The sequence below is a fragment of the Amycolatopsis sp. NPDC104863 genome, assembly GCF_055582965.1.
Genome location: NZ_JBVJOW010000002.1, coordinates 1,148,054 through 1,172,703, shown reverse-complemented (window position 1 = coordinate 1,172,703; position 24,650 = coordinate 1,148,054). Strand labels below are relative to the sequence as shown.

At 71.4% G+C, this 24,650-nt stretch carries 23 protein-coding genes; 12 read left to right on the top strand and 11 right to left on the bottom strand.

What is annotated here, in order from left to right:
* Nucleotides 1-239: 239 nt before the first annotated feature.
* Together ACZ63J_RS15335 and ACZ63J_RS15330 are read left to right on the top strand one after the other, a co-directional pair.
* A complete protein-coding gene (locus ACZ63J_RS15335) occupies nt 240-536 on the top strand; it encodes a hypothetical protein (RefSeq protein ID WP_465400997.1) in 297 nt (98 codons plus the stop codon).
* Nucleotides 537-542: 6 nt separating this feature from the next.
* The gene (locus ACZ63J_RS15330; protein WP_465400996.1) at nt 543-1,202 is read left to right on the top strand and encodes a class I SAM-dependent methyltransferase; all 660 of its coding nucleotides are present in this window, start codon (nt 543-545) and stop codon (nt 1,200-1,202) included.
* Between the two features lie 9 nt (nt 1,203-1,211).
* On the opposite strand, the gene ACZ63J_RS15325 is transcribed toward ACZ63J_RS15330, so the two are convergent.
* On the bottom strand, nt 1,212-1,970 hold the full coding sequence (locus ACZ63J_RS15325) for an SDR family NAD(P)-dependent oxidoreductase (RefSeq protein ID WP_465400995.1): 759 nt from the start codon (nt 1,968-1,970) through the stop codon (nt 1,212-1,214).
* 183 nt (nt 1,971-2,153) lie between these two features.
* On the opposite strand from ACZ63J_RS15325, the gene ACZ63J_RS15320 reads away from it, so the two are divergent.
* The 3 genes from ACZ63J_RS15320 to ACZ63J_RS15310 all read left to right on the top strand — a co-directional run bounded on the left by ACZ63J_RS15320 (nt 2,154) and on the right by ACZ63J_RS15310 (nt 5,773).
* The gene (locus tag ACZ63J_RS15320; protein ID WP_465400994.1) at nt 2,154-3,458 is read left to right on the top strand and encodes a UDP-glucose dehydrogenase family protein; all 1,305 of its coding nucleotides are present in this window, start codon (nt 2,154-2,156) and stop codon (nt 3,456-3,458) included.
* Between the two features lie 101 nt (nt 3,459-3,559).
* On the top strand, nt 3,560-3,976 hold the full coding sequence (locus ACZ63J_RS15315; protein WP_465400993.1) for a VOC family protein: 417 nt from the start codon (nt 3,560-3,562) through the stop codon (nt 3,974-3,976).
* Nucleotides 3,977-4,006: 30 nt separating this feature from the next.
* A complete protein-coding gene (locus tag ACZ63J_RS15310) occupies nt 4,007-5,773 on the top strand; it encodes a gamma-glutamyltransferase family protein (RefSeq protein ID WP_465400992.1) in 1,767 nt (588 codons plus the stop codon).
* Here ACZ63J_RS15310 and ACZ63J_RS15305 read toward each other — a convergent pair.
* From ACZ63J_RS15305 to ACZ63J_RS15295, 3 genes are read right to left on the bottom strand one after another with little or no spacing between them, the layout of a single operon-like run.
* Complete coding sequence (locus tag ACZ63J_RS15305) at nt 5,770-6,648, bottom strand: VOC family protein (protein ID WP_465400991.1); 879 nt, start codon at nt 6,646-6,648, stop codon at nt 5,770-5,772. The two genes, ACZ63J_RS15310 and ACZ63J_RS15305, sit on opposite strands and share 4 nt — an antisense overlap.
* Nucleotides 6,641-7,165, bottom strand: a complete 525-nt coding sequence (locus ACZ63J_RS15300) for an RNA polymerase sigma factor (RefSeq protein WP_465400990.1) — start codon at nt 7,163-7,165, stop codon at nt 6,641-6,643. The genes ACZ63J_RS15305 and ACZ63J_RS15300 overlap by 8 nt, the downstream gene beginning before the upstream one ends.
* A gap of 4 nt (nt 7,166-7,169) precedes the next feature.
* Nucleotides 7,170-7,496: a hypothetical protein gene (locus ACZ63J_RS15295; protein ID WP_465306285.1), complete on the bottom strand. Its 327-nt coding sequence runs from the start codon at nt 7,494-7,496 to the stop codon at nt 7,170-7,172.
* A gap of 111 nt (nt 7,497-7,607) precedes the next feature.
* Between ACZ63J_RS15295 and ACZ63J_RS15290 the strand changes: the two genes are divergently transcribed.
* Nucleotides 7,608-8,423, top strand: coding sequence for a helix-turn-helix domain-containing protein (locus ACZ63J_RS15290; protein ID WP_465400989.1), 816 nt, complete (start codon nt 7,608-7,610; stop codon nt 8,421-8,423).
* A 19-nt stretch (nt 8,424-8,442) separates the two neighbouring features.
* Nucleotides 8,443-8,649, top strand: a complete 207-nt coding sequence (locus tag ACZ63J_RS15285) for a DUF397 domain-containing protein (RefSeq protein ID WP_465400988.1) — start codon at nt 8,443-8,445, stop codon at nt 8,647-8,649.
* On the opposite strand, the gene ACZ63J_RS15280 is transcribed toward ACZ63J_RS15285, so the two are convergent.
* Nucleotides 8,615-10,039: an MFS transporter gene (locus tag ACZ63J_RS15280; RefSeq protein ID WP_465400987.1), complete on the bottom strand. Its 1,425-nt coding sequence runs from the start codon at nt 10,037-10,039 to the stop codon at nt 8,615-8,617. The two genes, ACZ63J_RS15285 and ACZ63J_RS15280, sit on opposite strands and share 35 nt — an antisense overlap.
* Before the next feature lie 101 nt (nt 10,040-10,140).
* On the opposite strand from ACZ63J_RS15280, the gene ACZ63J_RS15275 reads away from it, so the two are divergent.
* From ACZ63J_RS15275 to ACZ63J_RS15255, 5 genes are all read left to right on the top strand, one after another.
* Nucleotides 10,141-10,974 (top strand): helix-turn-helix transcriptional regulator, encoded by an 834-nt coding sequence (locus tag ACZ63J_RS15275; protein WP_465400986.1) that lies wholly within the window; start codon nt 10,141-10,143, stop codon nt 10,972-10,974.
* Nucleotides 10,975-11,040: 66 nt separating this feature from the next.
* Nucleotides 11,041-12,159, top strand: coding sequence for a sensor histidine kinase (locus tag ACZ63J_RS15270; RefSeq protein WP_465400985.1), 1,119 nt, complete (start codon nt 11,041-11,043; stop codon nt 12,157-12,159).
* Entirely contained in the window at nt 12,156-12,824 is a 669-nt protein-coding gene (locus tag ACZ63J_RS15265) for a response regulator (RefSeq protein ID WP_465400984.1), read from the top strand. The genes ACZ63J_RS15270 and ACZ63J_RS15265 overlap by 4 nt, the downstream gene beginning before the upstream one ends.
* A gap of 197 nt (nt 12,825-13,021) precedes the next feature.
* Nucleotides 13,022-14,017: a GDP-mannose 4,6-dehydratase gene (gene gmd, locus ACZ63J_RS15260; protein ID WP_465306273.1), complete on the top strand. Its 996-nt coding sequence runs from the start codon at nt 13,022-13,024 to the stop codon at nt 14,015-14,017.
* The gene (locus ACZ63J_RS15255) at nt 14,014-14,937 is read left to right on the top strand and encodes an FkbM family methyltransferase (protein ID WP_465400983.1); all 924 of its coding nucleotides are present in this window, start codon (nt 14,014-14,016) and stop codon (nt 14,935-14,937) included. Before gmd ends, ACZ63J_RS15255 begins: the two co-directional genes overlap by 4 nt.
* On the opposite strand, the gene ACZ63J_RS15250 is transcribed toward ACZ63J_RS15255, so the two are convergent.
* The 6 genes from ACZ63J_RS15250 to ACZ63J_RS15225 form a co-directional block, all read right to left on the bottom strand.
* A complete protein-coding gene (locus ACZ63J_RS15250; RefSeq protein WP_465400982.1) occupies nt 14,931-17,270 on the bottom strand; it encodes a glycosyltransferase family 4 protein in 2,340 nt (779 codons plus the stop codon). The genes ACZ63J_RS15255 and ACZ63J_RS15250 overlap by 7 nt on opposite strands.
* The gene (locus ACZ63J_RS15245) at nt 17,267-18,349 is read right to left on the bottom strand and encodes a hypothetical protein (protein WP_465400981.1); all 1,083 of its coding nucleotides are present in this window, start codon (nt 18,347-18,349) and stop codon (nt 17,267-17,269) included. Before ACZ63J_RS15245 ends, ACZ63J_RS15250 begins: the two co-directional genes overlap by 4 nt.
* 21 nt (nt 18,350-18,370) lie before the next feature.
* Entirely contained in the window at nt 18,371-19,648 is a 1,278-nt protein-coding gene (locus tag ACZ63J_RS15240; protein WP_465400980.1) for an alginate O-acetyltransferase AlgX-related protein, read from the bottom strand.
* Nucleotides 19,645-22,014 (bottom strand): glycosyltransferase, encoded by a 2,370-nt coding sequence (locus ACZ63J_RS15235; protein WP_465400979.1) that lies wholly within the window; start codon nt 22,012-22,014, stop codon nt 19,645-19,647. Before ACZ63J_RS15235 ends, ACZ63J_RS15240 begins: the two co-directional genes overlap by 4 nt.
* Before the next feature lies 1 nt (nt 22,015).
* Nucleotides 22,016-23,224, bottom strand: coding sequence for a hypothetical protein (locus tag ACZ63J_RS15230; RefSeq protein ID WP_465400978.1), 1,209 nt, complete (start codon nt 23,222-23,224; stop codon nt 22,016-22,018).
* A 109-nt stretch (nt 23,225-23,333) separates the two neighbouring features.
* The gene (locus ACZ63J_RS15225) at nt 23,334-24,488 is read right to left on the bottom strand and encodes a flagellar basal body-associated FliL family protein (protein ID WP_465400977.1); all 1,155 of its coding nucleotides are present in this window, start codon (nt 24,486-24,488) and stop codon (nt 23,334-23,336) included.
* Nucleotides 24,489-24,650: the final 162 nt, after the last annotated feature.

Below are 24,650 nucleotides of genomic sequence, written 5' to 3'. Positions count from 1 at the left end.
TACGAGTTCGCATCGGTGCTTGAGCGGCGTGGTCAGGGCGCTGGCATGCCGATCAAGCGCGGTCCGCTTCAAGTTGTCGCGAATCTGGTGATTCACCGCTTCCTGGGGCTCGCTCCAGGCGCCCGGAGCGGACCGTCTACCGGATCACCCCGGCCGGGCGCGCGGAGTTCGAGGACTGGGTCCGCGAGCTGGTCGGCACGCTCGACCGCGAACCCCCGCGGTTCAAGGCGGGGCTGTCGATGCTGGGCGTGCTCGGCCCGGACCAGACGATCAGCCGGCTGCGGGAACGGCTGGACCGGCTCGGCGAACGCGCCGAGGCGCAGCGGACGCAGCTCGAGCAGCTGCGCGCGTTGATGCCGCGGCTGTTCCTGATCGAGGCCGAATACGACCTCGCGATGACGGAAGCCGAAGCGCGCTGGGTGCGTGGCTTCCTCGAAGAACTGACCACCGGCGCCCTGCCGGGCATCGATGCCTGGCGGCGCTACCACGAAACCGGCGAACTCCCGGACGACCTGGGGGAGTTCAGGGAGAGGTAGGAACCGATGGAGACGACCCGCAAGCACAAGGTGCCCGAGATGGAGGGCTTCCAGGCCCGCTGGTACGCCAAGAACCGCGGCACCGAGGCCCAGCTGAAGCAGTACCGCAAGCAGGCCGCCGAGGTGACGGCCGGGCTGCCGGCCGGCGCCGAGATCCTGGAAGTGGCGCCCGGTCCCGGGTTCTTCGCCCTCGAGCTGGCGAAGCTCGGCTTCCGCGTCACCGGGCTGGACATCAGCCACACGATGGTCGAGATCGCGCTCGAGGAAGCCCGCAAGTCCGGTGTGGACGTCGCGTTCCGGCAGGGAGACGTGACCACCGCGCCGTTCGACGACGAGTCGTTCGACTTCCTGGTCTGCCAGGCCGCGTTCAAGAACTTCCGGCAGCCGGTGGCGGCGCTGAACGAGATGCACCGGCTGCTGCGGCCGGGCGGGTTCGCCGTGATCCACGACCTGAACCACGAAGCCACCGGCGCCGACATCCGGCGTGAGGTCGACGGGATGAACGTCGGCGCGGTCAGCGGGTTCACGGTCCGCCAGACGCTCGGCTGGCTGCGGCGGCGCGCGTTCACGCCGGCGCAGTTCCGGGAGCTGGCCGCCGAAAGCGCTTTCGGCGGCTGCTCGGTCACCGCCGACGGCGTCGGCCTGGAGGTCCGCCTGACCCGCTGACCGCGGCCGTCAGCGCGGGGCCATCCGGAGCGAGCCGTCCATGCGGACGACCTCGCCGTTCAGGTAGTCGTGGTCGATGAGCGACAGCGCGAGCTGCGCGTACTCGTCCGGCCGCGCGAGGCGCTTCGGGAACGGGATGCCGGCGGCGAGCGCCGCGCGGAACTCGTCGCTGACCGTCGCGAGCATCGGGGTGTCGACGATGCCCGGCGCGATGGTCAGCACCCGGATGCCGTGCGAGGCCAGGTCACGCGCGGCCGGCAGGGTCAGCCCGACGATCCCGCCCTTGGACGAGGAGTACGCGACCTGCCCGATCTGGCCGTCGTAGGCGGCGATCGACGCGGTGTTGATGATGACACCGCGGGCGTCGTCGGCCAGCGGCTCGGTCTTGGCGATGGCCTCGGCGGCGATCGTCAGGACGTTGAACGAGCCGACCAGGTTGATCTGGACGACCTTCGCGTACAGCGCGAGGTCGTGGCGGCCCTTCTTCGACAGGATCCGCGCGGACGGCCCGATGCCGGCGCAGTTCACCACGGTCCGCAGCGGCACGCCCGAGCCGGCCGCGGTCGCGACGGCGGCCTCGACCTGGTCGACGTCGGTCACGTCGGCTTCGACGTAGGTGATGCCCTCGACCTGCTCCGCCTTCTCGATCGACGGCGCCAGGTCCAGCGCGAACACCTTCGCGCCCTTGGCCGCGAGGGCCTTGGCCGTCGCCCCGCCGAGGCCGGACGCGCCCCCCGTGACGAGCGCGGCCGTGTCGGTGATCTGCATCTGTGCGTTCCTCTCCTGCGCGGGCTCCGGACACAGGTTAACGCTCGTTCGCACCGCTGATTTGTGTGCTCTCTCACCGCCCGCAAACTGCTGTTAACGCACCGCCGCGGTGTCGCGTGGAGTACTCACCCGTGTCCGGTTCCGTTAGCGCGGTGGTCAACTCCGGCTGTCACCTTCAGCACCATGACGCCAGCTCGGATCGTGGTGGTAGGAACCGGTTACGTCGGCTTGACCACAGGGGCCTCCCTGGCCAGTCTGGGTCATTACGTCACGTGCGTGGACGTCGACCGCGCGAAGGTTTCCCGGCTCAGCGCGGGCCGGGTCGACATCCTCGAACCGGGGCTGGCCGACCTGGTCGCCCGCGGCATCGCGGCCGGGCGCCTGCAGTTCGTCGTCGGCGCGCGGGACGCGGTCCGCGACGCGCAGGCGGTGTTCCTGTGCGTGCCGACGCCGATGGGCGCGGGCGGTTCCGCCGACCTGCGCGCGGTCGAGGCGGTGGCCGCCGAGATCGGCGACGTCCTGCCCGCCGGCTGCGCCCTGGTCACCAAGTCGACGGTGCCGGTCGGCACGTCGAAGCGGATCCAGGAGATGCTCGGCCGCACCGACGTCCCGGTGGTGTCGAACCCCGAGTTCCTCCGCGAGGGCACCGCGGTCGCGGACTTCCTGGGCCCGGACCGGATCGTCGTCGGCTCCGACGACCACGCCGCCGCGCAGTGGGTCGGCGAGCTGTACGCCGAGCTGGACGCGCCGGTCGTCGTCGCCGACGCGGCGAGCGCGGAGCTCGTGAAGTACGCCGCGAACTGCTACCTCGCGCTGAAGCTGTCCTACGTCAACTCGATCGCCGAGCTGTGCGAGCGGCTGGGCGCGGACATCAACCTCGTCACCGAGGGCATGGGGTACGACCGCCGGATCGGCCGGACGTTCCTCAAGCCGGGCCCGGGCTGGGGCGGCTCGTGCCTGCCGAAGGACACGAGCGCGCTGGTCAAGGTCGCCGAGTCGGTGCAGTACGACTTCAAGATGCTGACCTCGGCCATCGAGGAGAACATCGCCCAGCGCGACCGGATCGTCGCGAAGATCGCCGGCGCGGTCGGCGGCACGCTGGCCGGCGCCCGGATCGGCGTGCTGGGCCTCGCCTTCAAGGCGGGCACCAACGACCTGCGCGACTCGCCCGCGCTCGCCGTCGCGTCGGTGCTGTGCGCGCTCGGCGCCGAGCTGGTCGCCTACGACCCGGCGGTCGACAGCGAGATCGACGGGATGACCGTGGTCGACGACGCCTACCAGGTCGCGAAGGACGCGGACGTGGTCGTGGTGCTGACCGAGTGGGCCGAGTTCAAGCACCTCGACTGGCGCGCGATGGCCGAGCTGATGGACGGCATCGACGTCGTCGACACGCGGAACCTGCTGGACCCGCGCACGGTCGTCGACGCCGGGCTGTCCTGGCAGGGTGTCGGGCGGCCGCGGGCGGCGGCCCGGATCAAGGTTTCCTGACGGGGCCTCCTCCGGCTAAGGTGATCGGCACGGCATCGCGTGTCGGTCACCGGCTGGGTGAGGCATGGAGGTGGCGGGAGTGCCCCGGAGGCATTTCACTCGTGTCGGTTTCCGTTTCCGTTGAACTGAACCATCTGATCGTCCCGTCCCGGAACAACCGGGAATCCGCCGAATTCCTGGCGACCCTGCTCGGCCTCGAAGTCGGGGAGGAATGGGGCCCGTTCATCCCGGTCGAGACGCGCAACGGCGTCCGCCTGGACTTCGCGTCCATCCCCGAAGACGACCTGCGCCTGCAGCACTACTGCTTCCTGGTCCCCGAAGACGACTTCGACGCCGTGTTCGCGCGGCTCGTCGAAACCGGCGTCGCCTATTTCGCGGACCCGATGCAGAAGCAGGCCGGCGAAATCAACCACAACCACGGCGGCCGTGGGGTTTACTTCCTCGATCCCGGCGGCAACGGGATGGAGATCATCACGCAGCCGTACGAGCCGGAACGGCGGCGTCCCGCGTCCTGGTGACAGGTCCTTAGCAATGCGTACCATCGGGGCATGTTCACGACGAGGCCGGAGCTGGCCGGCACCTTCGGGATGGTGGCATCAACGCACTGGCTGGCCTCGGCCACCGGGATGGCGGTGCTGGAGGACGGCGGCAACGCGTTCGACGCGGCGGTCGCGGCCGGGTTCGTCCTGCAGGTCGCCGAGCCGCACCTGTGCGGCCCGGCGGGCCAGGTGCCCGGCCTCTTCGTGACGGCGGACGACCCGACCCCGCGGGCACTGGCCGGCCAAGGCCCGTCGCCCGCGGGGGCCACCGCCGCGCATTTCGCGTCGCTGGGGCTCGACCTGATCCCCGGCAGCGGCCTGCTCCCGGCGACCGTCCCCGGCGCCTGGGACGGCTGGCTTCTGCTGCTTCGCGACTACGGCACGAAGTCGCTTCGCTCGGTGCTGTCGTACGCGATCGGCTACGCACGCAACGGCGTCCCGCTGGTGTCGCGGGTGGGGGACACGATCAGCGCCGTCTCGCGGCTGTTCACCGAGCACTGGCCGACGTCGGCGGCGCTCTGGATGCCGGACGGCAAACCCGCGTCGGGCCTGCACCGGAACCCGACCTTGGCGGACACCTGGGAACGGCTCCTGAGCGAGGCGGAGTCCGTCTCGGGCCGTGAGGCGCAGCTCGACGCGGGACGTCGGGCCTGGTCACAGGGTTTTGTCGCGGAAGCGATCGAGGAGTTCAGCCGCACCGCGTTCCGCGACGACTCCGGCCGCGACCACGCGGGCCTGCTCACCGGCGACGACCTGGCGTCGTGGTCGGCGTCGTACGAAGACCCGGCGTTCGTGGACGTCGACGACTGGCGCCTGGTCAAGATGGGCGGCTGGACGCAGGGACCGGCCCTGCTGCAGCAGGCGCTGCTGATGCACGGCTTCCGCGACGAGCTGTCCTTTGTGGACGGCGTGGCGTCGGAGCGCACGGTCCACTTGGCGACCGAAGCGGCGAAGCTCGCCTTCGCGGACCGCGAGGCGTGGTACGGCGACACGGAGGTGCCGCTGGACGTGCTGCTCTCTGCTTCGTACACGGATTCCCGGCGGGCGCTGATCACCGACACGGCGTCTGCCGCGCTTCGCCCGGGAGACGCTCGCGGCCCGGCTCGTCTCCCGGCGATCCTGGACTCACTGCAGGGAGTGCGGGCAGAAGGAGGCGCGACGGGCGAGCCGACGATCGGCCCCCAGGGCCAGACCCGCGGCGACACGGTCCACCTCGACGTCGTCGACGCGGCGGGCAACCTGGTTTCGCTGACGCCGTCGGGCGGCTGGCTGCAGTCGAGCCCGACGATCCCGTCGCTGGGCTTCTGCCTGGATTCGCGTGGCCAGATGTTCTGGCTGGAGCAGGGCCTGCCGAACTCCCTGGCCCCGCGCAAGCGCCCGCGCATCACGCTGTCGCCGTCCCTGGCCCTGCGCGACGGAGTCCCGACGCTGGCGTTCGGCACCCCGGGCGGCGACCAGCAGGACCAGTGGCAGCTGTGCTTCTGGCTGGCCCACGTGTACGGCGGCCTGAACCTCCAGGAGTCGATCGACGCACCCGCGTGGCACACAACGGCGTTCCCGAGCTCGTTCTACCCGCGCTCGTGGAACCCGCGGGAGCTGGTGGTGGAGTCGCGGCTGGGAGCGTCCACTTTGGACGCTTTGCGCGAGCGCGGCCACCAGCTCGTGGACGCCGGAGACTGGGCACTGGGCCGCCTGTCAGCGGTTTCCCGCACCGACGGCCTCCTGCACGCGGCGGCCAACGCCCGCGGAATGCAGGGCTACGCCGCGGGTCGCTAGCTCGGCTGCTCCCAGAGCCAGAACTCGATGCCCTGGTTGTCCGTGCAGTCGGCCGTGGTGCCGTACGGATGGTTCTCGACCGCACCCGCCTGGCCGCCCTGTTCGCGGACCCGCGTCAGGGCGGCTTCCAGGTTGTCCACCGCGAACATCAGCTTCCAGCCGACCTGCCGGTCCGGGCCGCCCCAGAGGCCGCCCTCCAGGCCGTGGCCCTGGATGCTCCATGCCGTCGGCTGCGAGCCCGCGGTGAACTCCCAGCCGAGCACCGCGCCGTAGAACGTCTTCGCCGGCTCGGCCTCCGGGACCTGGAACGTGAAGTACATGGCCTCGCCCGGCTTCGCCGCCGGCGCCGCCTTGGGTGTCGCCTGCGAGACGAGCCAGCGCTGGCCGAACGGGTCGCGGAACGAGCCGCCCCGCCCGTACGGCGAGTCGCTCACCGCGCGGATCAGCGTCGCGCCCAGCTCCAGGGCCCGGGAGACGCTGACGTCCGCGTCCGGCACCTCGACCCGCACCGACGCACCCCCTTCGCGGGGTGCGACGTGCCCGATCTCCGGGTGCTCCTCGGCGAGCATCAGCACGGCGTCGCCGATGGCCAGCTCGGCGTGCCCGACCCGGCCGTCGTCCATGAGGATCGGCTCACCGCGGCGCACCGCGCCGAAGACGTCGACGTAGAAGTCGAGCGCCGCCCGGGCGTCGGACACGGCGAGGTAGGGCGTCAGCGAGCGCAGTTCGGCCGCGGTCGCGGGGGCTTCGGTGGTGGTCATGTCGGCTCCGTTCAAGATGGCGCGACGCAGGTTGTCACGCAGTTCGGCGGCGAAGTCCGGGTCGGGCACGACCCGCGCGGAGGGGCGGCGAAGCGCGTCGAAAGGCTCAGGCATCGCGACCCTCCTTCTCTTCGTAAGCACGCCGGAACGCGGCACGGGCCCGCACGAGCAACGCCTCGGTGGCGTGCACGCTGCGGCCCAGGTGGCCGGCGACCTCGGGCACCCCGAGGCCGTCGACGTAGCGCAGGGTCAACGCCGCCTGGTGGTGCGGCCCGAGCGATTCGAGCACCTGTCTCGCGCGCAGGGCGTCGAGCTGCTCGTCCCACGGGTCGTCGACGTCCGGCTCGCTGTCGTGCACCAGCCGCAGCCCGCGTTCCTCACGTTCTTTGCGCCGCCAGTGGTCGGCGAGCTTGTGCCGGGCGACGCCGATCAGCCACCCGGTGCTCACTGGAGGTGCGTACTCCTTGCGACAGGCGGCGACCGCCCCGAGGAACGTCTCGGACGTGAGCTCCTCGGCGAGCGTGCGGTCACCGCACCGGGACAGCAGGTACCCGTAGACCTCCGGCAGCGCGGTCTCGTAGAGCCCGAGCAGCGCGAAAGCCGGGTCCGGTCGTACCCGAGGTTCCGTCACACCCTCATCGTCGCTTGGCGGGCACCTTTTCCGACGGGTGAACCCGCGTCTTTTTCGGCGGCCAGTTCACCCGGATGGTGACAACGTGGTCACGCCGCCCGGGAAAGAGCCGGTAGACGCTGACGACGAAGGTCCCGGGCCGAGCCCGCTTCCGCGACAGGTAGTCGTGCGCGCAGGCCGTCCCGTACCGGACGGTCCACCCCTGGTACCGATCACTGCGGTGCTCCAGCACGAACCCCATGTCATCGACGAGTTCGGTGTATTCGTGCACCCGCCCGTCCTCGGCCTCGCGCCGGTACTCGAGCTCGTGGGGGTAGCCGTACCTGTCCATGACCTGCAGGTTCTCGACGCAAGTCAGCACAACACGGCCACAAAGGGGGAATCCCACTTCGGACCGCCCGCCCTACGATTCGTGGTTGATCGACAGCGAGGGGTGACCACCATGGACCGGCCGACCAAGCCGAACTATCGGCGACGCCAGCTCGGCCGCACCCTGCGCAAGCTACGCGAGGCGGCGGGGCTGAGCCAAGAGGAGGCGGGCGGGCCGCTGCGGTTCTCCACGTCGAAGATGAGCCGGATCGAGCAGGGGTTCATCCCGGGCTACAACGACTTCCTGGCGCTGCTCGACCGCTACGGCATCATCAGCTCGGACTACGGCGAGTACGTGCGGATGTTCGACTACGCCAAGGAGAAGGGCTGGTGGCAGGCATTCGGCCTGAGTGGTCGCGGATTCGTGAGCGTCGAGGCGGAGGCGGCCTGGGTCCAGACCTACCAGCTGGGATTCGTGCCCGGCTTGCTGCAGACGGAGAACTACATGCGCACGACCTTCGCCGGTGCGCGCGACCCCTTCGAAGGCGCCGAGCTGGAAAAGCAGGTCGAGATCCGGCAGCGGCGGCAGCGCAGGTTGTTCGAGGAGCCGGTCCTGCAGGTGCACGCGATCGTCGACGAGGGGGCCCTGCGGCGGGAGCCGTGCGATCGCGAGCAGCTGCGGCAGCTGCTCGACTGGTCGAGCCTGGCCAATGTCCGATTGCAGGTCATCCCACTGTCCGCGGGCTCACACGATGGTCTCTACAGCAACTTCATCGTGACCGGGTTTCCCGACCCCGCCGAGTCTGATCTGGCGTACGTCGAATACTGCTTTGGCTCGCTTCAGATCGAGAAGGAAGCGGAAGTCCGCGCTGCTAGTCTGCTTTTTGGCCATCTCGCCGATCTTGCGCTGGACGAGGAAGACTCCCGGTCGCTGATCGCCGAGCTGTGATCAATCGGAGGCGAGCACCGTGTCGAACGCCCGTTGGCGGAAAAGCAGCCACAGCGGTGGCTCTGGTCAAGAAGGCGATTGTGTCGAGGTCGCCTTTATCAGCACCGCCGTCGCCGCTCGGGACTCGAAAGCGCCCGCGGCCGGGGCACTCGAAGTGCCACCGGCCGCTTGGCTCGCCTTCACGGCTCAGCTCACACCCGGGGGTCCGGCAACCGCCGCGCGGTGACAGCCACGATCACCGCCAGCACCGCCACCAGTCCGATCACCAGGGCAAACGCGTCCCGGGTCCCCATCGAACCCGACAGTGCCGCATACAGACTCCCCAACGTCGCCACACCCAGCGCCAGCGACGTCTGCTGATTGGTCGTCATCACCCCGGACCCGACCCCGGCCAGATCCGTAGGCACGTGCGAAAGCACGATCCGGAACAGCGTCGTCATCGCCAGCGCGTTCCCCACACCGATCGCCACCATCGACGGCGCCAGGTCCAACACCGTCACGTGCGGCCACGTCGACAGCGTCGTGCACAGCAGCGCCACCATGCCCACCGCCGTGATCGCGCCGCCGACCGGGACCACCTTCTGGCCGTACCGCGCCACCAGCCTGCTGCTCAGCATCGACACCGTGAAGTACGCGACCGCCAGCGGCGTCAGCGCGGCGCCCGCGCCCAGCGGACCGAAGTGCAGGCCCTCCTGGAGCGTCATCGCGAACACGAACATGAACGAGCCGAACGCGCCGAAGAACGGGATCGCCACCATGAGCCCGCTGCGCACACTCGGCAGCCGCATCACCGACGGCGGCAGCAGCGGTGTGCCGCCGTTTCGCTCCAGGCGTCGCTCCACGTGGACAAACGCCGCGGCCGACACCGGGGACAGCGCCAGCAGCACGATCGACCACACCGGCCAGCCCAGTGCTCGCCCCTCCATCAGCGGGACCAGCAGCGACAGCAGGGTCGTCGCCAGCAACGCCGTGCCGAGGCGGTCGACGCCCAGCGGGTTGTGCGCGCGGCTTTCCGGCAGCCGCCGGGCCAGCACCAGCACCACCAGGCCGATCGGCACGTTCACCAAGAAGATCGGTCGCCAGCCGGTGCCGAACAGGTTCGCCGCCACCAAGGCGCCGCCGGCCAGCTGGCCGACGACCGTCGAGAGGCCGCCCGTGGCGCCGTACAAGCCCAGGGCCCGTGAACGCTCTTCGCCGGACGTCGTCGCCTGGATGATCGAGAGCACCTGCGGCAGCAGCAACGCCGACGCCGCCCCCTGCGCGGCGCGGGCGATCACCAGCGTGGTCGCCGTCGGGGCGATTCCGCAGGCCAGGGACGTCAGCGTGAACAGCCACAGCCCCGCGAAGAACAGCCGCCGCCGGCCGAACGAGTCGCCGAGGCGGCCGCCGACCACCAGCAGCACCGCGTACGCGATTCCGTACGCAGCCACCACCAGTTCCAGGGTCGCGGTGGACGCGTGGAGGTCGGCATCGATCGTCGGCAGCGCGACGTTGACGATGAAGAAGTCGATGATCGGCAGTGCCGCCCCCAGCAGCACGGTGACCAGGCCGGCGGGGGTCAGTCCCGGCCGGGCCGGGGCGCCGAGGGTGCTCGGCGCGAGTTGAGTCGTGGTCATGACTACTACGATCGACCCGATCCCAAACTAGTACCAGTTGCTGTTTATCCGGGTACTGTCACTACCTGGTACCAGTTTCGAGGGCGTGCGATCCTGGCACCATGACCACCGCCGTCGAATCCGAGCTTCGCCGCCAGGAACTCGCGAGGTTCCTGCGCAGCCGGCGTGAGCGGATCACGCCCGAGCAGGTCGGCCTCCCGATCATGGGCCGCCGCCGGACGCCGGGGCTGCGCCGCGAAGAGGTCGCGCAGCTCGCCGGGGTCGGGGTCACCTGGTACACGTGGCTCGAGCAGGGCCGCGACATCAACGCGTCCGAGCAGGTGCTGCAGGCGATCGCCCGCACGCTGCGGCTCGACCCGCACGAGCACACCCACCTCTTCCGGCTGGCCGGCGCACCCGAGCCGGAGAGCGAGAAGGACTGCCAGGTCATCTCGCCGCAGCTGGAGCTGATGCTGAAGAAGCTGGAGCCGTACCCGGTCGCGGTGCGCAACGCCCGCTGCGACCTGCTCGGCTACAACCGGGGGTACACCTGGCTGATGGGCGACGTCGACGCGATCCCGTTCGAGGACCGCAACACCCTGGTCCAGTGCCTGCTCAACCCGCAGTGGCGCGAGCGCATGCTCGACTGGGAGACGAACATCCCGCGCGTGATCGCGTCCTTCCGCGCGGCGATGGCCGAGCACGTCGCCGAGCCGGCGTGGAAGCAGCTGGTCAAGCGCCTGAAGGCGGAGTCGCCGCTGTTCGCCGAGCTCTGGCCGCACCACGACGTCAACTCCGAGCCGATCCGCACCAAGCGGTACCTGCACCCGGACGTCGGGCTGCTGCAGTTCAACTTCACGTACCTCTACTACGGCCGCCGCTCGGAGATCACCGTCTCGACGTACACCCCGGCCGACGAGGAGACGGCGGCGAAGCTCCCGCTCATGTTCGACTGACGACGTACGCGGACTGTCGCTCTGTGACGGACGCGCCGACCCGCCACGACCGGTAGTTTTCGCGGCATGAGATGGCAGCCGGGCTGGTCCCCGTGGGTGGGGCGCGTGGTGCGCACCATCGTCGTCACGGGGTTCGTGCTCGGGGCGACCAGCGGGGCGTCGCGGTGGGATCCCGCCGCGCCGCCGATGACGACCGGCGCCCTCCTGTGGCTGCTCGCCACCACGCTGACACTGCTGGTCGTCCACCGCTTTCCGCTGACGCTCTTCCTGGCGACGGCCGCGTCCGCGTTCGGTTACTACGCCTCGGGGTTGCCCGGCGGGCCGGTGATCATCGTGCCGACCATCGCCCTGTTCCTGCTCACCCGGCAGCGCGGCCCGGTCACCGCCGGGATCGCCGGGGCCGCCGCGCTGACCGTGGCCTACCTGGCGCACGTGGTGACGTCGGGGTCGTTCACGCTGGCGGTCGGCGCCGGGTTCGTCGTCGTGTGGCTGGTGGCCGTCATCGGGATCGGCACCGCCGTCCGGTACCAGCTCGACGCGCTCGCCGCCCGGCGCGAGCAGGCCGACGAGCACCGGCACCGGCTCGCCGAGCAGGAACGGCTGCGCATCGCGCGGGAGGTGCACGACGTCGTCGCGCACAGCCTCGCCATGATCAACGTCCAGGCGGGCGTCGCCGCGCACGTCGCCGACCGGCGGCCCGAGCAGGCGAAAGAGGCGCTGCTCAACATCAAGGAGGCCAGCGCGTCCGCGCTCAAGGACCTGCGTGCGACCCTGGCCGTGCTGCGCTCCGGTGAGGACAAGGCGCCCGCGCCGAGCCTCGCCCAGGCCGCCGAGCTGCTGGCCCACGCGCGTGACGCCGGGCTCGTCGTCGACGTCCACGGCGAGCCCGCCGATCTCCCCGCACCGGTCGACGCCGCGGGCTACCGGATCCTGCAGGAGTCGCTGACCAACGTCGTCCGGCACGCCGACCAGCCGAAACACGTCGACGTCCGGTTCGATCGCAAGCCGGGCGCCTTCACGCTCCGGGTGCGTGACGACGGCCGCGGCACCGCGCAGCCGACGCCGGGCCACGGCCTGCGGGGCATGAGCGAACGCGCCGCCGCGCTCGGCGGCCGGTGCACCGCCGGGCCGGTCGACGGCGGTTTCGAAGTGCGTGTCGAGCTACCGATCGAGGGGGAAGCATGATCCGCGTCCTGCTGGCCGACGACCAGGTCCTGGTCCGCGCCGGGTTCCGCGTGCTGCTGGAGACCGAAGACGGCTTCGAGGTCTGCGGCGAGGCGGGCGACGGCGAGCAGGCCGTGGCCGGCGCGATCGAGCACCGGCCGGACATCGTCGTGATGGACATCCGGATGCCGGGCGTCGACGGCCTCGAGGCGACCCGCCGGATCACCGCGAACCCCGACCTCGCCGGGACGAAGGTGCTGGTCCTGACCACCTTCGACGTCGACGAGTACGTTTACGAAGCCCTGCGCGCGGGCGCCAGCGGGTTCCTGCTGAAGGACACCGAGCCGGTCGAGCTGCTGCGCGCGCTGCGTGTGGTGATGAGCGGGGAGGCGCTGCTGGCGCCGACCGTGACGCGCCGGCTGATCCAGGAGTTCGTCGGCCGCCCGGAGAACCGGAGCATCAACACGAGCGCCGTCCGGGAGATCACCGACCGCGAACGCGAGGTGCTCGGGCTGGTGGCGGGCGGCATGTCGAACGACGAAATCGCCGCCCACCTGGTGATCTCGACGGCGACGGCCCGCACGCACGTGAGCCGCATCATGACGAAGATCGGCGCGCGCGACCGGGCGCAGCTGGTCGTGCTGGCCTACGAGTCGGGCCTGGTCAGACCCCGTCGCCCCGCCTGACGCGGCGGACGACGCGCACGGCGCGGACCAGGAACACGAGCGCGAGGACCGCGACCAGGCAGATCCAGACCATGGTGCCTCCTCTCCCGGCCGATGCTCTGCTCAAGGGGCGTCCGAGCGGGGGACGGCGTTCACTGACACGGCCGAAGTCACACCTTCGGGCTAAGCGTGGGTGACTACCCGGCTAAGCTCAGCCCGTGCGTCGTGCGTTGATCACCGGTATCACCGGTCAAGATGGCCAGTACCTTGCCGAGCTGCTCCACGAGCAGCAGTACGAGGTCTTCGGCCTGGTCAAGGGGCAGAACAACCCCCGGATCGACATGATCCGCGCCGGCTACCCGTACGTCGAGATCGTCGAGGGTGACCTGCAGGACCTCTCCAGCCTGGTCGGGGTCCTGGAGCAGGTGCAGCCGGACGAGGTCTACAACCTCGGCGCGATCTCGTTCGTCGCCCTGAGCTTCAAGCAGGCCGAGCTCACCGCGAACGTCACCGGGCTGGGGGTGCTGCGGCTGCTCGACGCCGTCCGGATGGTCGGCGGCAGCCAGAACAACCCGATCCGCTTCTACCAGGCGTCGAGCTCCGAAATGTTCGGCAAGGTCCGCGAGTCGCCGCAGACCGAGGCCACGCCGTTCTACCCGCGCTCGCCCTACGGCGTCGCGAAGGTGTTCGGGCACGACATCACCGTGAACTACCGCGACAGCTACGGCCTCTTCGCCTGCTCGGGCATCCTCTTCAACCACGAGAGCCCGCGCCGCGGCATCGAGTTCGTCACCCGCAAGGTGACCAACGCCGTCGCGCGGATCAAGCTGGGCCTGCAGGAAAAGCTCGTACTCGGCAACCTCGACCCGCGCCGCGACTGGGGCTTCGCCGGCGACTACGTCCGCGCGATGTGGCAGATGCTGCAGCAGGACGAGCCGGGGGACTACGTCGTCGCGACCGGGCGCACGCACAGCGTCCGCAACTTCGTCGACCTCGCGTTCAAGCACGCCGGCCTCGACGACTGGGAGCGGTTCGTCGAGCAGGACCCGCGGTTCTTCCGGCCGTCCGAAGTCGACCTCCTGGTCGGCGACGCCACCAAGGCCCACACCGAGCTCGGCTGGAAGCCGGAGGTCGGGTTCGAGGACCTGGTCGCGATGATGGTCGACCACGACCTGCGGGTCGAAGCCGCGAAGGCCGGGATCTCGCTCCCGTGATCTCCTACGCGCAGAACGCGGAGGACGTCGTCCTGGCCCGGGTCTTCGCGGGCCAGGCCACCGGTCGTTATGTCGACCTGGGGGCCGGTTACCCGACCCGGGACTCGGTCACCAAGCACTTCTACGACCTCGGCTGGCGCGGGATCAACGTCGAGCCGGAGCCGGCGCTGGCCGACGAGCTCGACGAGGCGCGTCCCGGGGACGTCAACCTGCGGGTCGCCGTCGGGGCCGAGCCCGGCAAGACCGTGCTGCACGTCGTCGACGGCCAGTGGGGCCGCGCGACGGTCGACGACTCGCTCGCCGCGCAGTACAAGGAAGACTGGCGCCTTCGCGACGTCGAGGTCGACGTCGTCACGCTCGCCCAGCTCCTCGACGACCACCCCGGGGACGTCGACTTCCTCAAGGTCGACGTCGAGGGCGCCGAACGCGCGGTGATCGAGGGCGCCGACTGGAGCCGTCACCGGCCGCGGGTGCTCGTCGTCGAGGCGACCGAGCCCGGCTCGCCGAAGCCCGCGCACGACGAGTGGGAGCCGATGTTGCTCGAAGCGGGCTACCGCTGCGGGCTCTTCGACGGCCTCAACCGCTTCTACGCCCAGGCCTCCGACACCGACGCCTTGGCCGCGCTTGCCGCGCCCGCCAACGTCTTCGACGACTTCGAGCGCTACGCGGCTTTCGAGATCCGCGAAGAGCGCGACCAGCTGCGCCAGGCGCGTCCGTCCGAAGTCGCCTACATCCGGCGGCTCGAGGAGACGGTCGAAGCGGCGCAGCAGGCGCGCGGCGAACTCGGCGGGCAGCTGGACGCGGCTCAGCAGGAGCTCGCGCGGGCACGCCGGACGGCCGAGGAGCACCGCCGTCGGGCCGCCGCCCTCGAACACCGCGTTGCCGAGCTGGAAGCCCAGCCCGGCGTCCGCCGCTACTGACGTTCGCGGGCCAGCTGCGCCAGCCGTTCGGTCATCACCTTGCCGACGGCGGCCGGGCTGGACCAGTCCTGGATCGCCTGGATCGCCCGTTCACCCATCGACGCGCGCAGCCGGGGGCTGTCGGCGAGCCGGCGCAGCCACTGCGCGGCCTGCTCGACGTCCGGCTCCGCCCACAGCTGGCCGACCGAGTACCAGTCGCCGAACTCGGCGCCGAACCGGTGGTCGTGCTTCGAGATCGGGCGGACGTCGTACCCGACGACCGCGGCCGAGCCCGGCGGCATGAAGTCGAGGTTGGCGCTGAACCCCGTGGCCACCACGGGTTTGCCCATGGCCATCGCCTCGGCCATGCCCATGCCGAAGCCCTCGGACCGGTGCAGGGACGCGTAGATGTCGCAGCTCGCGAGCAGCGTGTCCATGTCGTCGCGGGACATCTCGCGCCGCAGCAGCGTGCCGCCGACCGACGCCATCGCCGCGCTCAACGCGGTGTCCAGCTCCGGGAAGCGTTCGAGGTTGTTCACCTTGAGCACCAGGTGGGCCTTCGTGCCCCGCTCTTCGGGCGGGAACGCACGGCGGAACGCCTCGATCAGCGCCCACGGGTTCTTCCGCGCGTCACTGGACGACGCGCTGAAGGTGTACAGCACGATCAGGCCGTCTTCCGGCAGGCCGAGCCGCGCGCGGTCGGGCCGGATGCCCGGCGCGTGCGGCACCACGCTCGGCACCACCGTGATCGGGATGTCGGTGACCGTGCGGAACGCGTCCGAGACGAACGACGACAGCACCCACAGCTCGTTGATGCCCGGCAGGTGCGGCAGCGCGTGCGGCGGCGGTTCCGGCAGTTCCCACGCCCACAGCGCGATCGTGTAGCGGTCGAGCGCGTGCTCGGGGATCAGCTGCCACTCGTTGACGTTGACGATCCAGAGATCGACGTCGAACTCCTTGCCCCGCCGCAGTTCCGCGATGTCCGGGGGCACCGGCACCGCGCGGTAGGGCGCCTGGCTGTTGAACTCCGTGAAGGTGACGTTCGTGTCCGTCGCGGCGAGCGCCTGGATGTGCCGCCGCGCCGACTCCGACAACCCGGTGCTGGCGCGGACATCGGCGAAGGTGTTGACACCGGGACGCCGCACTTCGGGCGCCGGCTCGGGCAACGCCGCTTCGATCGCCGCGGCGTAGCCCTGGGCGGCGACCGGCCAGCACGCGTTCTCGCCGACCCACTTCCGCGCGAGCTCCCCGGCCGCGCGCAGCTCCTCCGGCCAGCACATCCCGCGTTCCAGCAGCCGGTAGAGCCCGGCCGCCTCACCCGCCGGATCGGTCGGCACGGTCCAGACGAACTCCGGGTCGAAGTGCCGGTGCTGCGGCAGGTCGCTCGTGATCACCGCGCGCCCGGCGCCCAGGGCCTGCATCATCACGGCGCTGGTCTCACCCGCGGTCGGCCAGCGGAGGCTGATCACGGCGTCGGTGGCCAGGATCAGCTCGTCGAACCGGTTTTCGTCCGGCGACAGTTCGAAGTGGACGGACCCGCCGGCGCCGCTCTGCGCGATCGTCTCGCGCAGTTCGGCCAGCAGCTCGGGCTCACCCGCGTGCCCGGCGACGACGAGCCGCGCGTTCGGCCAGCGGCGGCGCAGCTCGGCGAACGCCAGCACGGCGGCGGCGACCCGCTTGTACCGGACCAGGCTTCCGAACACGCCGAACACGACCTGGTCGTCGGTCCAGCCGAGGTCGGCGCGGATGGCATCGCGCCGGGAGCCGTCGAGCAGCGTCGCGCCGAGCGGCACAGCGTGCACCGGCACCTGCGGGTACCGCGCCTGGAGGAGCCGCGCGGAGTGCGGGTCGTGCACGATCACCCCGCGGCTGCTCGTGACGAGCCGGCGTTCCATGCTCAACGTCGCGTAGTCGAGCGTCTTGACGCCGTCGACCTCGATGGCCGGCATGCCGTGCAGCAGCGCCGGATCGGTGGCGTGGCCCCAGATCGGCCCGTGCGCGTACCGCACCTCCGCCCGGAACGCGTCGCTGGTGTACCCGCCGAGGTACCCGGCGTGGAAGTCGAGCAGGGCCGGGTCGTGCAGCACGACGATGCCGGGGTTCTCGACCGCTTCGCGGTAGATCTCGCCGTGCACCCCCGCGTGGTTGCCCATGTGGTAGATCGGCACGCCGGCACCGGGGTCGCCGGGCTGACGCAGTTCGACGCCCGCCGGCACGCGTGCCGAGGGCGAGTCGTGCACCGCTGTGACGTCGACGAGTTCGGAAAGCGCGTCGAGCAGCCGGTAGCTGTAGTCCGCGATGCCGCTGGTCTGCGGCGGCAACGGGGTCCACACCGTGGCGCGCGTTCGGCTCATCGGCGGGCGACCAGGCGCAGCCGCTCGCCGAGCCCGTGCGGGGCCTCGACCGAAACGACGTCGACGTCCGCGAAGCCCGACGCTTCGGCGAGGAACCGCAGGTAGATGGCGGGCAAAACCTTGCGGGCGAACGGATCCAGCCGCAGGTCGGCTTCCGAAGCCGGAGTCTCGACGAGCAGGACTCCGCCGGGCTGCAACGCCGTCGCGGCGAGGTCGAAGAAGCGCGCGAGAACGTCCGGCGCCAGGCGCTCGGCGTACCGGAACGCCGTCACCGCGCCCAGCGAGCGCGGCGGCCGGGCGGCGAGCGCGGCCAGCGGCTCGCGGGCCTCGACGTCGAAACCCAGCCCGGCACAGTGCTTCCGGACCAGCGTGTTGTCCGACGCCGCGGCGAACGGCAATCCGGCCGACCGCAGGACTTCCAGCCACTCGCCCCGGGCGGGCGCGACGTCGAAGACCGGGCCGGTGACGAGCGGCAGGTACGCGCGGCGGGCTTCGCGGACGTGGTCGGCGGGCCCGTCCAGCAGCTCGGACAGCGCGAGCTCCAGGAACGACTCGCGGTCGGCGGCCTCGACGTCGGCCGGCTCCTGCCCGGCGCGGACGCGGTCGAGCGCGACGTCCAGCTGCGCGTGCCGGAGCCGGACGTCGGTGGCCGCCGACGTCAGCGAGGCGACCTGGGTTTCGAGCGCCTTCAGCCGCTGCTCGACGTCGTCACCGATCTCGCCGCTTTCGGCCTGGCGCAACCGCAGCTCGCTCAGCTGCGACTCGACCCGGCCCAGCCCCGAGTACAGCCGCTGGTTGAGGCCCGCGGTCATCGTCTGGTCGTGCCGGCGGAGCTGCTCGATCTCGTGGACGAGCTCGGAGTGCCGGACGAGCCGGCCGTCGCCGCCCTGGGTCTGCTGGTGCACGGCGTCGAGCGCGTCCCGGATCGCCAGGTTGGCCTCGACCTGCCACTTCACCTGGCGCTTCCAGAGGAACCGCAGGGCCAGCCGGCCCAGCACGTCGGTCTTGCGCAGCGGCAGGTGCAGCTCGCGGTGTTCGTCGAGGCGGGCCAGTGCGTCGGCCACGCGGTCAGCAGGCATTTCGGGTTCCCCGGTTCGATCTCATGGGTTGAGCTTGCGCGAGATGTTCTTCTGCACCGCCGGCGACAGCAGCGACACCGAGCCGGAGGTGAACCCGCGCTCGGTCAGCTCGAGCACCACGACGTCACTGCGCTGCAGCAGTTCCGCGATGGCCTCACCGCTGTCGTGGTCGGCCGTGCTGGTGTGGAGCGCGGTCAGGTCGCCGAACGACGCGGCGAGGTACGGCAGCGCCCGGATGGTGAACGAGTCGCCGATCCAGGCCGTGCGCAGGCCGTACGTGCCGGCCCCGCTCGTGGTGTCGGTGTGCACCGGGGTGACGTAGTCGCCGGGCATGGTCCGGGTCCGATCGGTCTTGCCGTCCGGCATCAGCGCGTAGTGGGTGCCTTCGGTGACACCGGTCTTGCCGATCAGCGGGGGCAGGTCGGCCGGCAGCTGCCAGTCGGCCTTCGGCTGCAGCCGCCAGGTCTTGCTGATCCCGGGCCGCAGCTTCTCGGCGACCGAGCGGACCGCCGTGATGGCGCCTTCGTCGTCCCAGTGCGCGTCCTGGGGTCCGTAGAGCGGGGTGCCCTTGCGGTTCGCCCACTCCTGCATGCCGCCGCGGACGTCGAGCATGAAGTTCTCACCGTCGACCCGGCGCCAGAAGTCGTCGGCCACCTTCTGGCGGCAGTCCTTGCCGAGGTAGTCGTCGGGCAGGTGCTGCGGGACCATGCCGATCTTGTCCGGAGCGACGACGACCACGAACTGCCGCCCGGACGCCTCGACGGTGTCGCGGAAGGAGCGCAGCCGCGCGAACGTGGTGTTGAGGTCGACCGCCTGCACGCAGTGGCTGGTGGCTTCGTCACCGAGGTAGAGCCAGCCGTCCTTGCCCTCGATGACGTCGGGGAACTGGCGCGGGTCCAGCTTCGTGGGCGCGGTGTCGGCGGGCACCTGCAGCGGTCCCTGCTGGTTCTCCTGGTGCAGCGGCGGCGGCTCACCGAACACCCCGCGGCTGATGCCGTCGGCGGCGTGCACGGCCTGCTCGCGGAACACCAGGTGGTCGGTGGTCCACTGGCCCAGCTGCGTGAAGAACGACCAGCCCTGGCCGATGCCCGGGAACGGCGTCAGCTTGCGGTTCTCGAACTCCGACGGCCGCGCGCCGAGGATCGCCGACAACGCCGGGGTGGCGAAGAAGACCGTCGCGCACAGCAGCGCCGCGAGCTGCTTGCGGCCGTGACGCGGCCGGTACAGCGCGTGCTCACGCGGGAGGAACGCCTCGTAGACGGGCGGCAGCGTGGGCTTGGGTCCCTCGGTGCGCGTCACGCTCTCACCCCCATCCGGCGGGCCGCGGCGCGGACCGGCCGGAGCACCCGGCGGGCCCCGGCGACCAGCGGATGCCGCTTCGGCGCCGGCTGCGGACGGCCGGCCAGCCACGTCCGGTGGGCTTCGGTCAGCCGCTCGCGCATCCACGCCGCGGCGGTGTCCGTCGAGCGAGTGCGCAGGATGTGCGTGCGAGCGGCCTGCCCGCGCCGCCGTGCCTCGTCCCGGTCGTCCGCGACGGCGCGCATCGCTTCGGCCGCGGCGTCGAGGTCGGGGTCGGCCCAGCGGCCTTCCGACTGGTAGGGCGGCCAGCCCGGGCCGACGTCCGTCATCGTGAACGGCACCGGCCAGCCGTGCTCGGGCCCGAAGAACTCGGTGGTGCCCGAGTAGTCGGTGGCGATCACCGGTATCCCCCTGACCATCGCCTCCGCGACCGTGAGTCCGAACCCCTCGCTGCGGTGCAGCGAAACGTAGGCGTCGGTCTCGGCATACAGGGCGCCGAGTTCGGTCACCGTAAGATAACGCTCCAGCAGCTCGACACGCGGGTCTTCGCCGACCGCGCGGCGCAGGCGTTCCACGGCCGGGGTGTTCAGGTGCCCGTTGGTCGCCTTGAGCACCAGCCGGACGTCGTCCCGCGCGGGGAACGCGCGGTGGAACGCCTCGACGACACCCCATGGGTTCTTCCGGCCACCGGTGGAGTTGAAGTCGAAGATGAAGAGGAACTGCGTGACCGGGCCCGGCTCGCGGACCGGCTCACCCGGGTCCGGCACGGCCACCGGAATGGTCCGGACCGGCACCGGCGAGTGCGCCGCGATCGCCCGGGTGGCGAAGTCGCTCGGCGTCCAGATCTCGTCGACCAGCGCGAAGCCGTCGTGCATCACCGCCGGGAACTCCTCGAGCTCCCACGCCCACAGCCCGATCCGGTAGCGGCCCGCCCCGGTGTCCGGGTGCGTGTCGAGGATGAGCCGGGTGAAGTCCGAGTTCACGGTCAGCAGGCTGACCCCGAACCGGGGCGCGCCGACGTCGTCCGGGGCGGCCAGCCCGGTGCGGACCGAGCCGGACAACGAGTGCTCCTCGACGACCGACACCATCGGCACGCCGGCCGCGGCGATGGCCCGCTGGGTCACCCGGGCCATCTCGCCCAGCCCGAGCTCGGCGGTCAGGTACCCGGCGACGTTGACCCCGAAGTCGGCCACCGGCGGGGTCGGCGCCGGCGGCTCCGCGGGCACGGCCCACTCCGGCACGATGCCTTCCTCGGCGCCGTGCGTCGCGCACCACTGCCGGAAGCCGGCGCGGTCCGCGCCCCGCGGGTGCGGGAACACCGCCTGCAGGTCGACGCGGGCCAGCCAGACCGCGGCGGCCAGCCGGGTCAGCCCGGTCGCGGCGTCGAGCGGGGACGCGGGTTCGGCCAGCCACTGCCGGAACGCGTGCCCGCCGTCGTCGCCGAACGGGTGCGGTGGCAGCTTTTCGGCCACGCGGCCGAGCGGGTCCGGGGTGTGCCGCGAGGTTTCCGCGCGGGTCCAGGTGTCGTGGTAGAGCTGCCGCATCTGGGTCGTGAGCGGCGAACCGTCGGAAAGCTCGCCGTACGGCGGCTTTCCGTCCTCAGTGGTCCCGACGCGCTCGCCGTAGCTCTCGCAGAGTTCGCGCAGCGCCGGGTCGGCCGACAGCCGCACGCGCGGCCGGTGCCCGCAGTCGGTGGTCAGCAGCCACGGCGTCTCGGCGTCGTACCCGCGGAACACCAGGGACTTCAAGCCGGTGAGAGACCGCTCGTGCAGGTTCCAGTAGCCGACGGCGAGCCCGGGATCCCGGACGACGAGGTGGTCGAACACCCCGGCCGCGAGGTCCGGCCACCGCCAGGTCGGCTCGGTCCGGTGCGGCGAGCGCCGGCGCGCCTGCTCGGCCCAGTGGCCGAGGAACGGCCGGGCTTCCTGGCCGGCGGCGAGGAAGCCGTCGAAGACACCGGGCACCTGCGCCGGCTCGAGGCCGTCGGGCGGCAGCGGTTCGAGCAGCGCGGCCGTGACGACCAGCCCGTGGTCGGCCGCGAGCACGCTGACGTCCTCGAACGGCGCGTGCACCTCGGTTTCCGGGTCGAGCAGCACCACGACGTCGTAGTCGTCGAGCAAGGTGCGCACGAGCAGCGGCCGCAGGACGTCGACCAGATCCGCGCCGGCGTGGCAGGTCGCGAGCCGGTGGTACTCGTCCGGGTCGAGGCCGAGCCGGCCGGCCGCCGTGTCCTCGTCGGCGTCCAGCACGGTGAAGCCGTGGCCGGGGTGGTGTGCGCGGTAGGACGCGGCGAGCACGCCGGCGGCGGCGCGCCGGTCCCCGGTGACGACCGTGCAGGCGGTGATCCGGGGACCGCTTCCCGTCATGTCAGCTGCTGGCGGGCAGCTCGGTCAGCTGCTTCGCGAGGATTTCGTCGAACACCTTCGAGACGGTGGCCATGTCCGGCCCGTCGACGTGCACGCGGACGACCGTCTTCTTGTGCACGTAGTGCGCGCGGATCAGGACGACGCCGTCGTCCTTGACCAGCTGCATCACCTCGACGCCGGGCGGCGTGGTGCCGGTGTACTTGACGAGCTTGAACTTGACCTGCTGGTCGGTGAGTCCCTCGACGGCGTTCGACGCGGCGGAGGCGTCGGAAGCCAGCACGGTCAGCACGACAGCGGTCGCCCCGGACGGCAGCTTGGCCACCGACTGGCGGGCGCGCGACGGCTTGGCGTCGGCGAGCACTTCGAACTCGCCGTCGGTCAGCGACTTGCTGGCCTTGAGGTCGTCGAAGTTCGCGAAGTCCGTGGTGGACAGGACCGTGCCGGGGAGCTTGGCGACCTCCAGGTCGTCCTTCGGCTTCTGCGTCGGCTTCGGGGCCGCGCTCGACGACTGCGCGACCGGCGGCGTCTCGTTGGAGTTGCCGGAGAAGAGGAAGTACCCGCCGACCCCGAGGCCCGCGAGCACGACCACGGCGATGACGATCGCGATGACCTTCTTGCCGCCCTTGGCCGGCGCCGCCTCGAACGAGGGCTCCGGGCCCTGCGCGACCCAGTTGGTGTCGGCCGGGAACTCCGAGCCGCCCCACGGGGTGCTCGTGTCCTGGCTCGGCACGTTCCAGGGCATCGGCTGGCCCTGCTGGTGGTACTGGGGAGCCTGCTGGGGGAACCCGCCGGAGCCCTGGCCCTGCGGCCGGTACCCGCCGGGGCCCGGCTGCTGCTGCGGCATGCCCGGCACGACCTGCGTGCGGTCGGCGTCGCCGGCCTGCGCGCCCGGCGCCCAGCCCTGCGGCGCGCCGCCCTGGCTGACGGCCTGGGTGCGTTCGCCGTCACCGAAGCCGGAGTTCACGATCTGGGTCTGGTCCGCCGCCGTGGCGCCCCCGGGCTGCTGCGCCGGGGTCGGGCCGGACGGCGGTGAGACCGGGGCGATGATCTGGGTGGACTCGGCCTGATTGCCCGCCGCCGGTGCGGCCTGGGGATCGGCGTTGACGGCCGCGGACAGGACACTGTCCCGGCGCAGCCGGTAGTCGTCGGCCGAAATCTGACCAGCGGCCAGCTCTTCGTCCAACCGGCGCAGTTCCTCCTGCCAGGACAAACCCGGCCCCCTATCTCGTCAGCGGTTGCCAGCCGAGCCAGCTCACGCATCATTGTGCACTCAGCCCTGCTCACCGGGCCCCGGAGGGTCGGTTCGTGACCCTCGGCGCTCAGCCGGCGGGCAGGACGCTTTCGAACTGCTTCAGCATCCCGTCCAGCTGGCCGCTCATGCCGGACTGGCCCTTGTAGGGGAGCCCGACCCCGATGACGACGGCGTTGTTGCCCGAGCCGTACCAGCTGGTGTTGAGGAACTGGTTCTCGAAGCGGCCGGAGATGGTCCGGACGTCGGCGCCGACCTGGCGCATCCCGGACGACAGCGCCTGCTGGTAGAGCGTCTCGACGACGGTCTGGGCGTTCTGGGCGCTGCCGGTCGGGATGACCAGCGCGAGGTAGTTGACCTCGCCGTCGGAGCTGCCGCGGAACACCATCTCCTTGGCCCCGTTCGACGTGAACAGGTCGGCCGTCGGGCCGGGGATCAGCTTCAGGTCCCGCGCTTTCCCGATCGCCAGCGTCGAGTTGTTCGGGTTGGCCTCGCCGGGCAGCTTCGGCAGCCGGTCTTCCAGCGGCTCGGGCCGGATCCCGGACGCGGCCGACGTCGTCGGCGCGGGCGCGCCCTGCGGCGGGTTGTCGTCGTCCGAACCGAGCCACGCGGTCGCGCCGACGACCATCGCCAGCACGACCAGCACGCCGAGGCCGAGGAACAGCCAGGTCGGCCGGCCGCCCCCGCCGGAGCGGTGCTTGCCCGCCGCCTCCTCGGCCTCTTCCGGCCGGTGGTGCACCGGGCGGCCGAGCGGTGGGAACCGGCTGATCTGGTCGGCCTCCGGCACGGACCCTTCGACGCGCATGTACCGCGTGGGCACGATGTCGGCCGGGCTGGGCGCGGTCGTGAGGTGGTCCGGCACCGGCGGCACGGCGCGGGGGGAGAGCGTTTTCTGCGACGACGACTCCGTCCGCTGCCACGGCGGCGCCGGGCGCGGGGGCGGCGGTTGCTGGAACGGCTGCTGCGGCTGGAACGGCTGCTGGCCGGTGTTCGGCGTGTCCATCCGCTGCGGCGGCGCGGACCGCGGGTCGACCGGCTGCGCGGCGGGGTTCGCGCTGTGCCACGAAGACGGGGGCCGCCGCAGGGGCGACGGCACGGGTGAAGGCACGGTCGAACCTGATGCCTGCGCGAGCAGCTCGTCTCGCTGCTTCCGGTGCGCAGCCGGTTCGATCCGGCCGGCCGCCAGGTCCGCGTCGAGTCGGCGCAGATCTTCCTGCCAGCTCATCCTTCGACCCCCATCCACCATTCGGGGCATCAGTCTGGCACGTGCGGCCGACCTGCGAGGTTGCGGTTTGAGGTTGATCGGCAACGTAGCGCAAGTGGCGTGGTTTCGGGAGTCCTCGCCGCGCCCGCATCCGATTTGTGCCTCCGGTACAGTCCGGCTGCC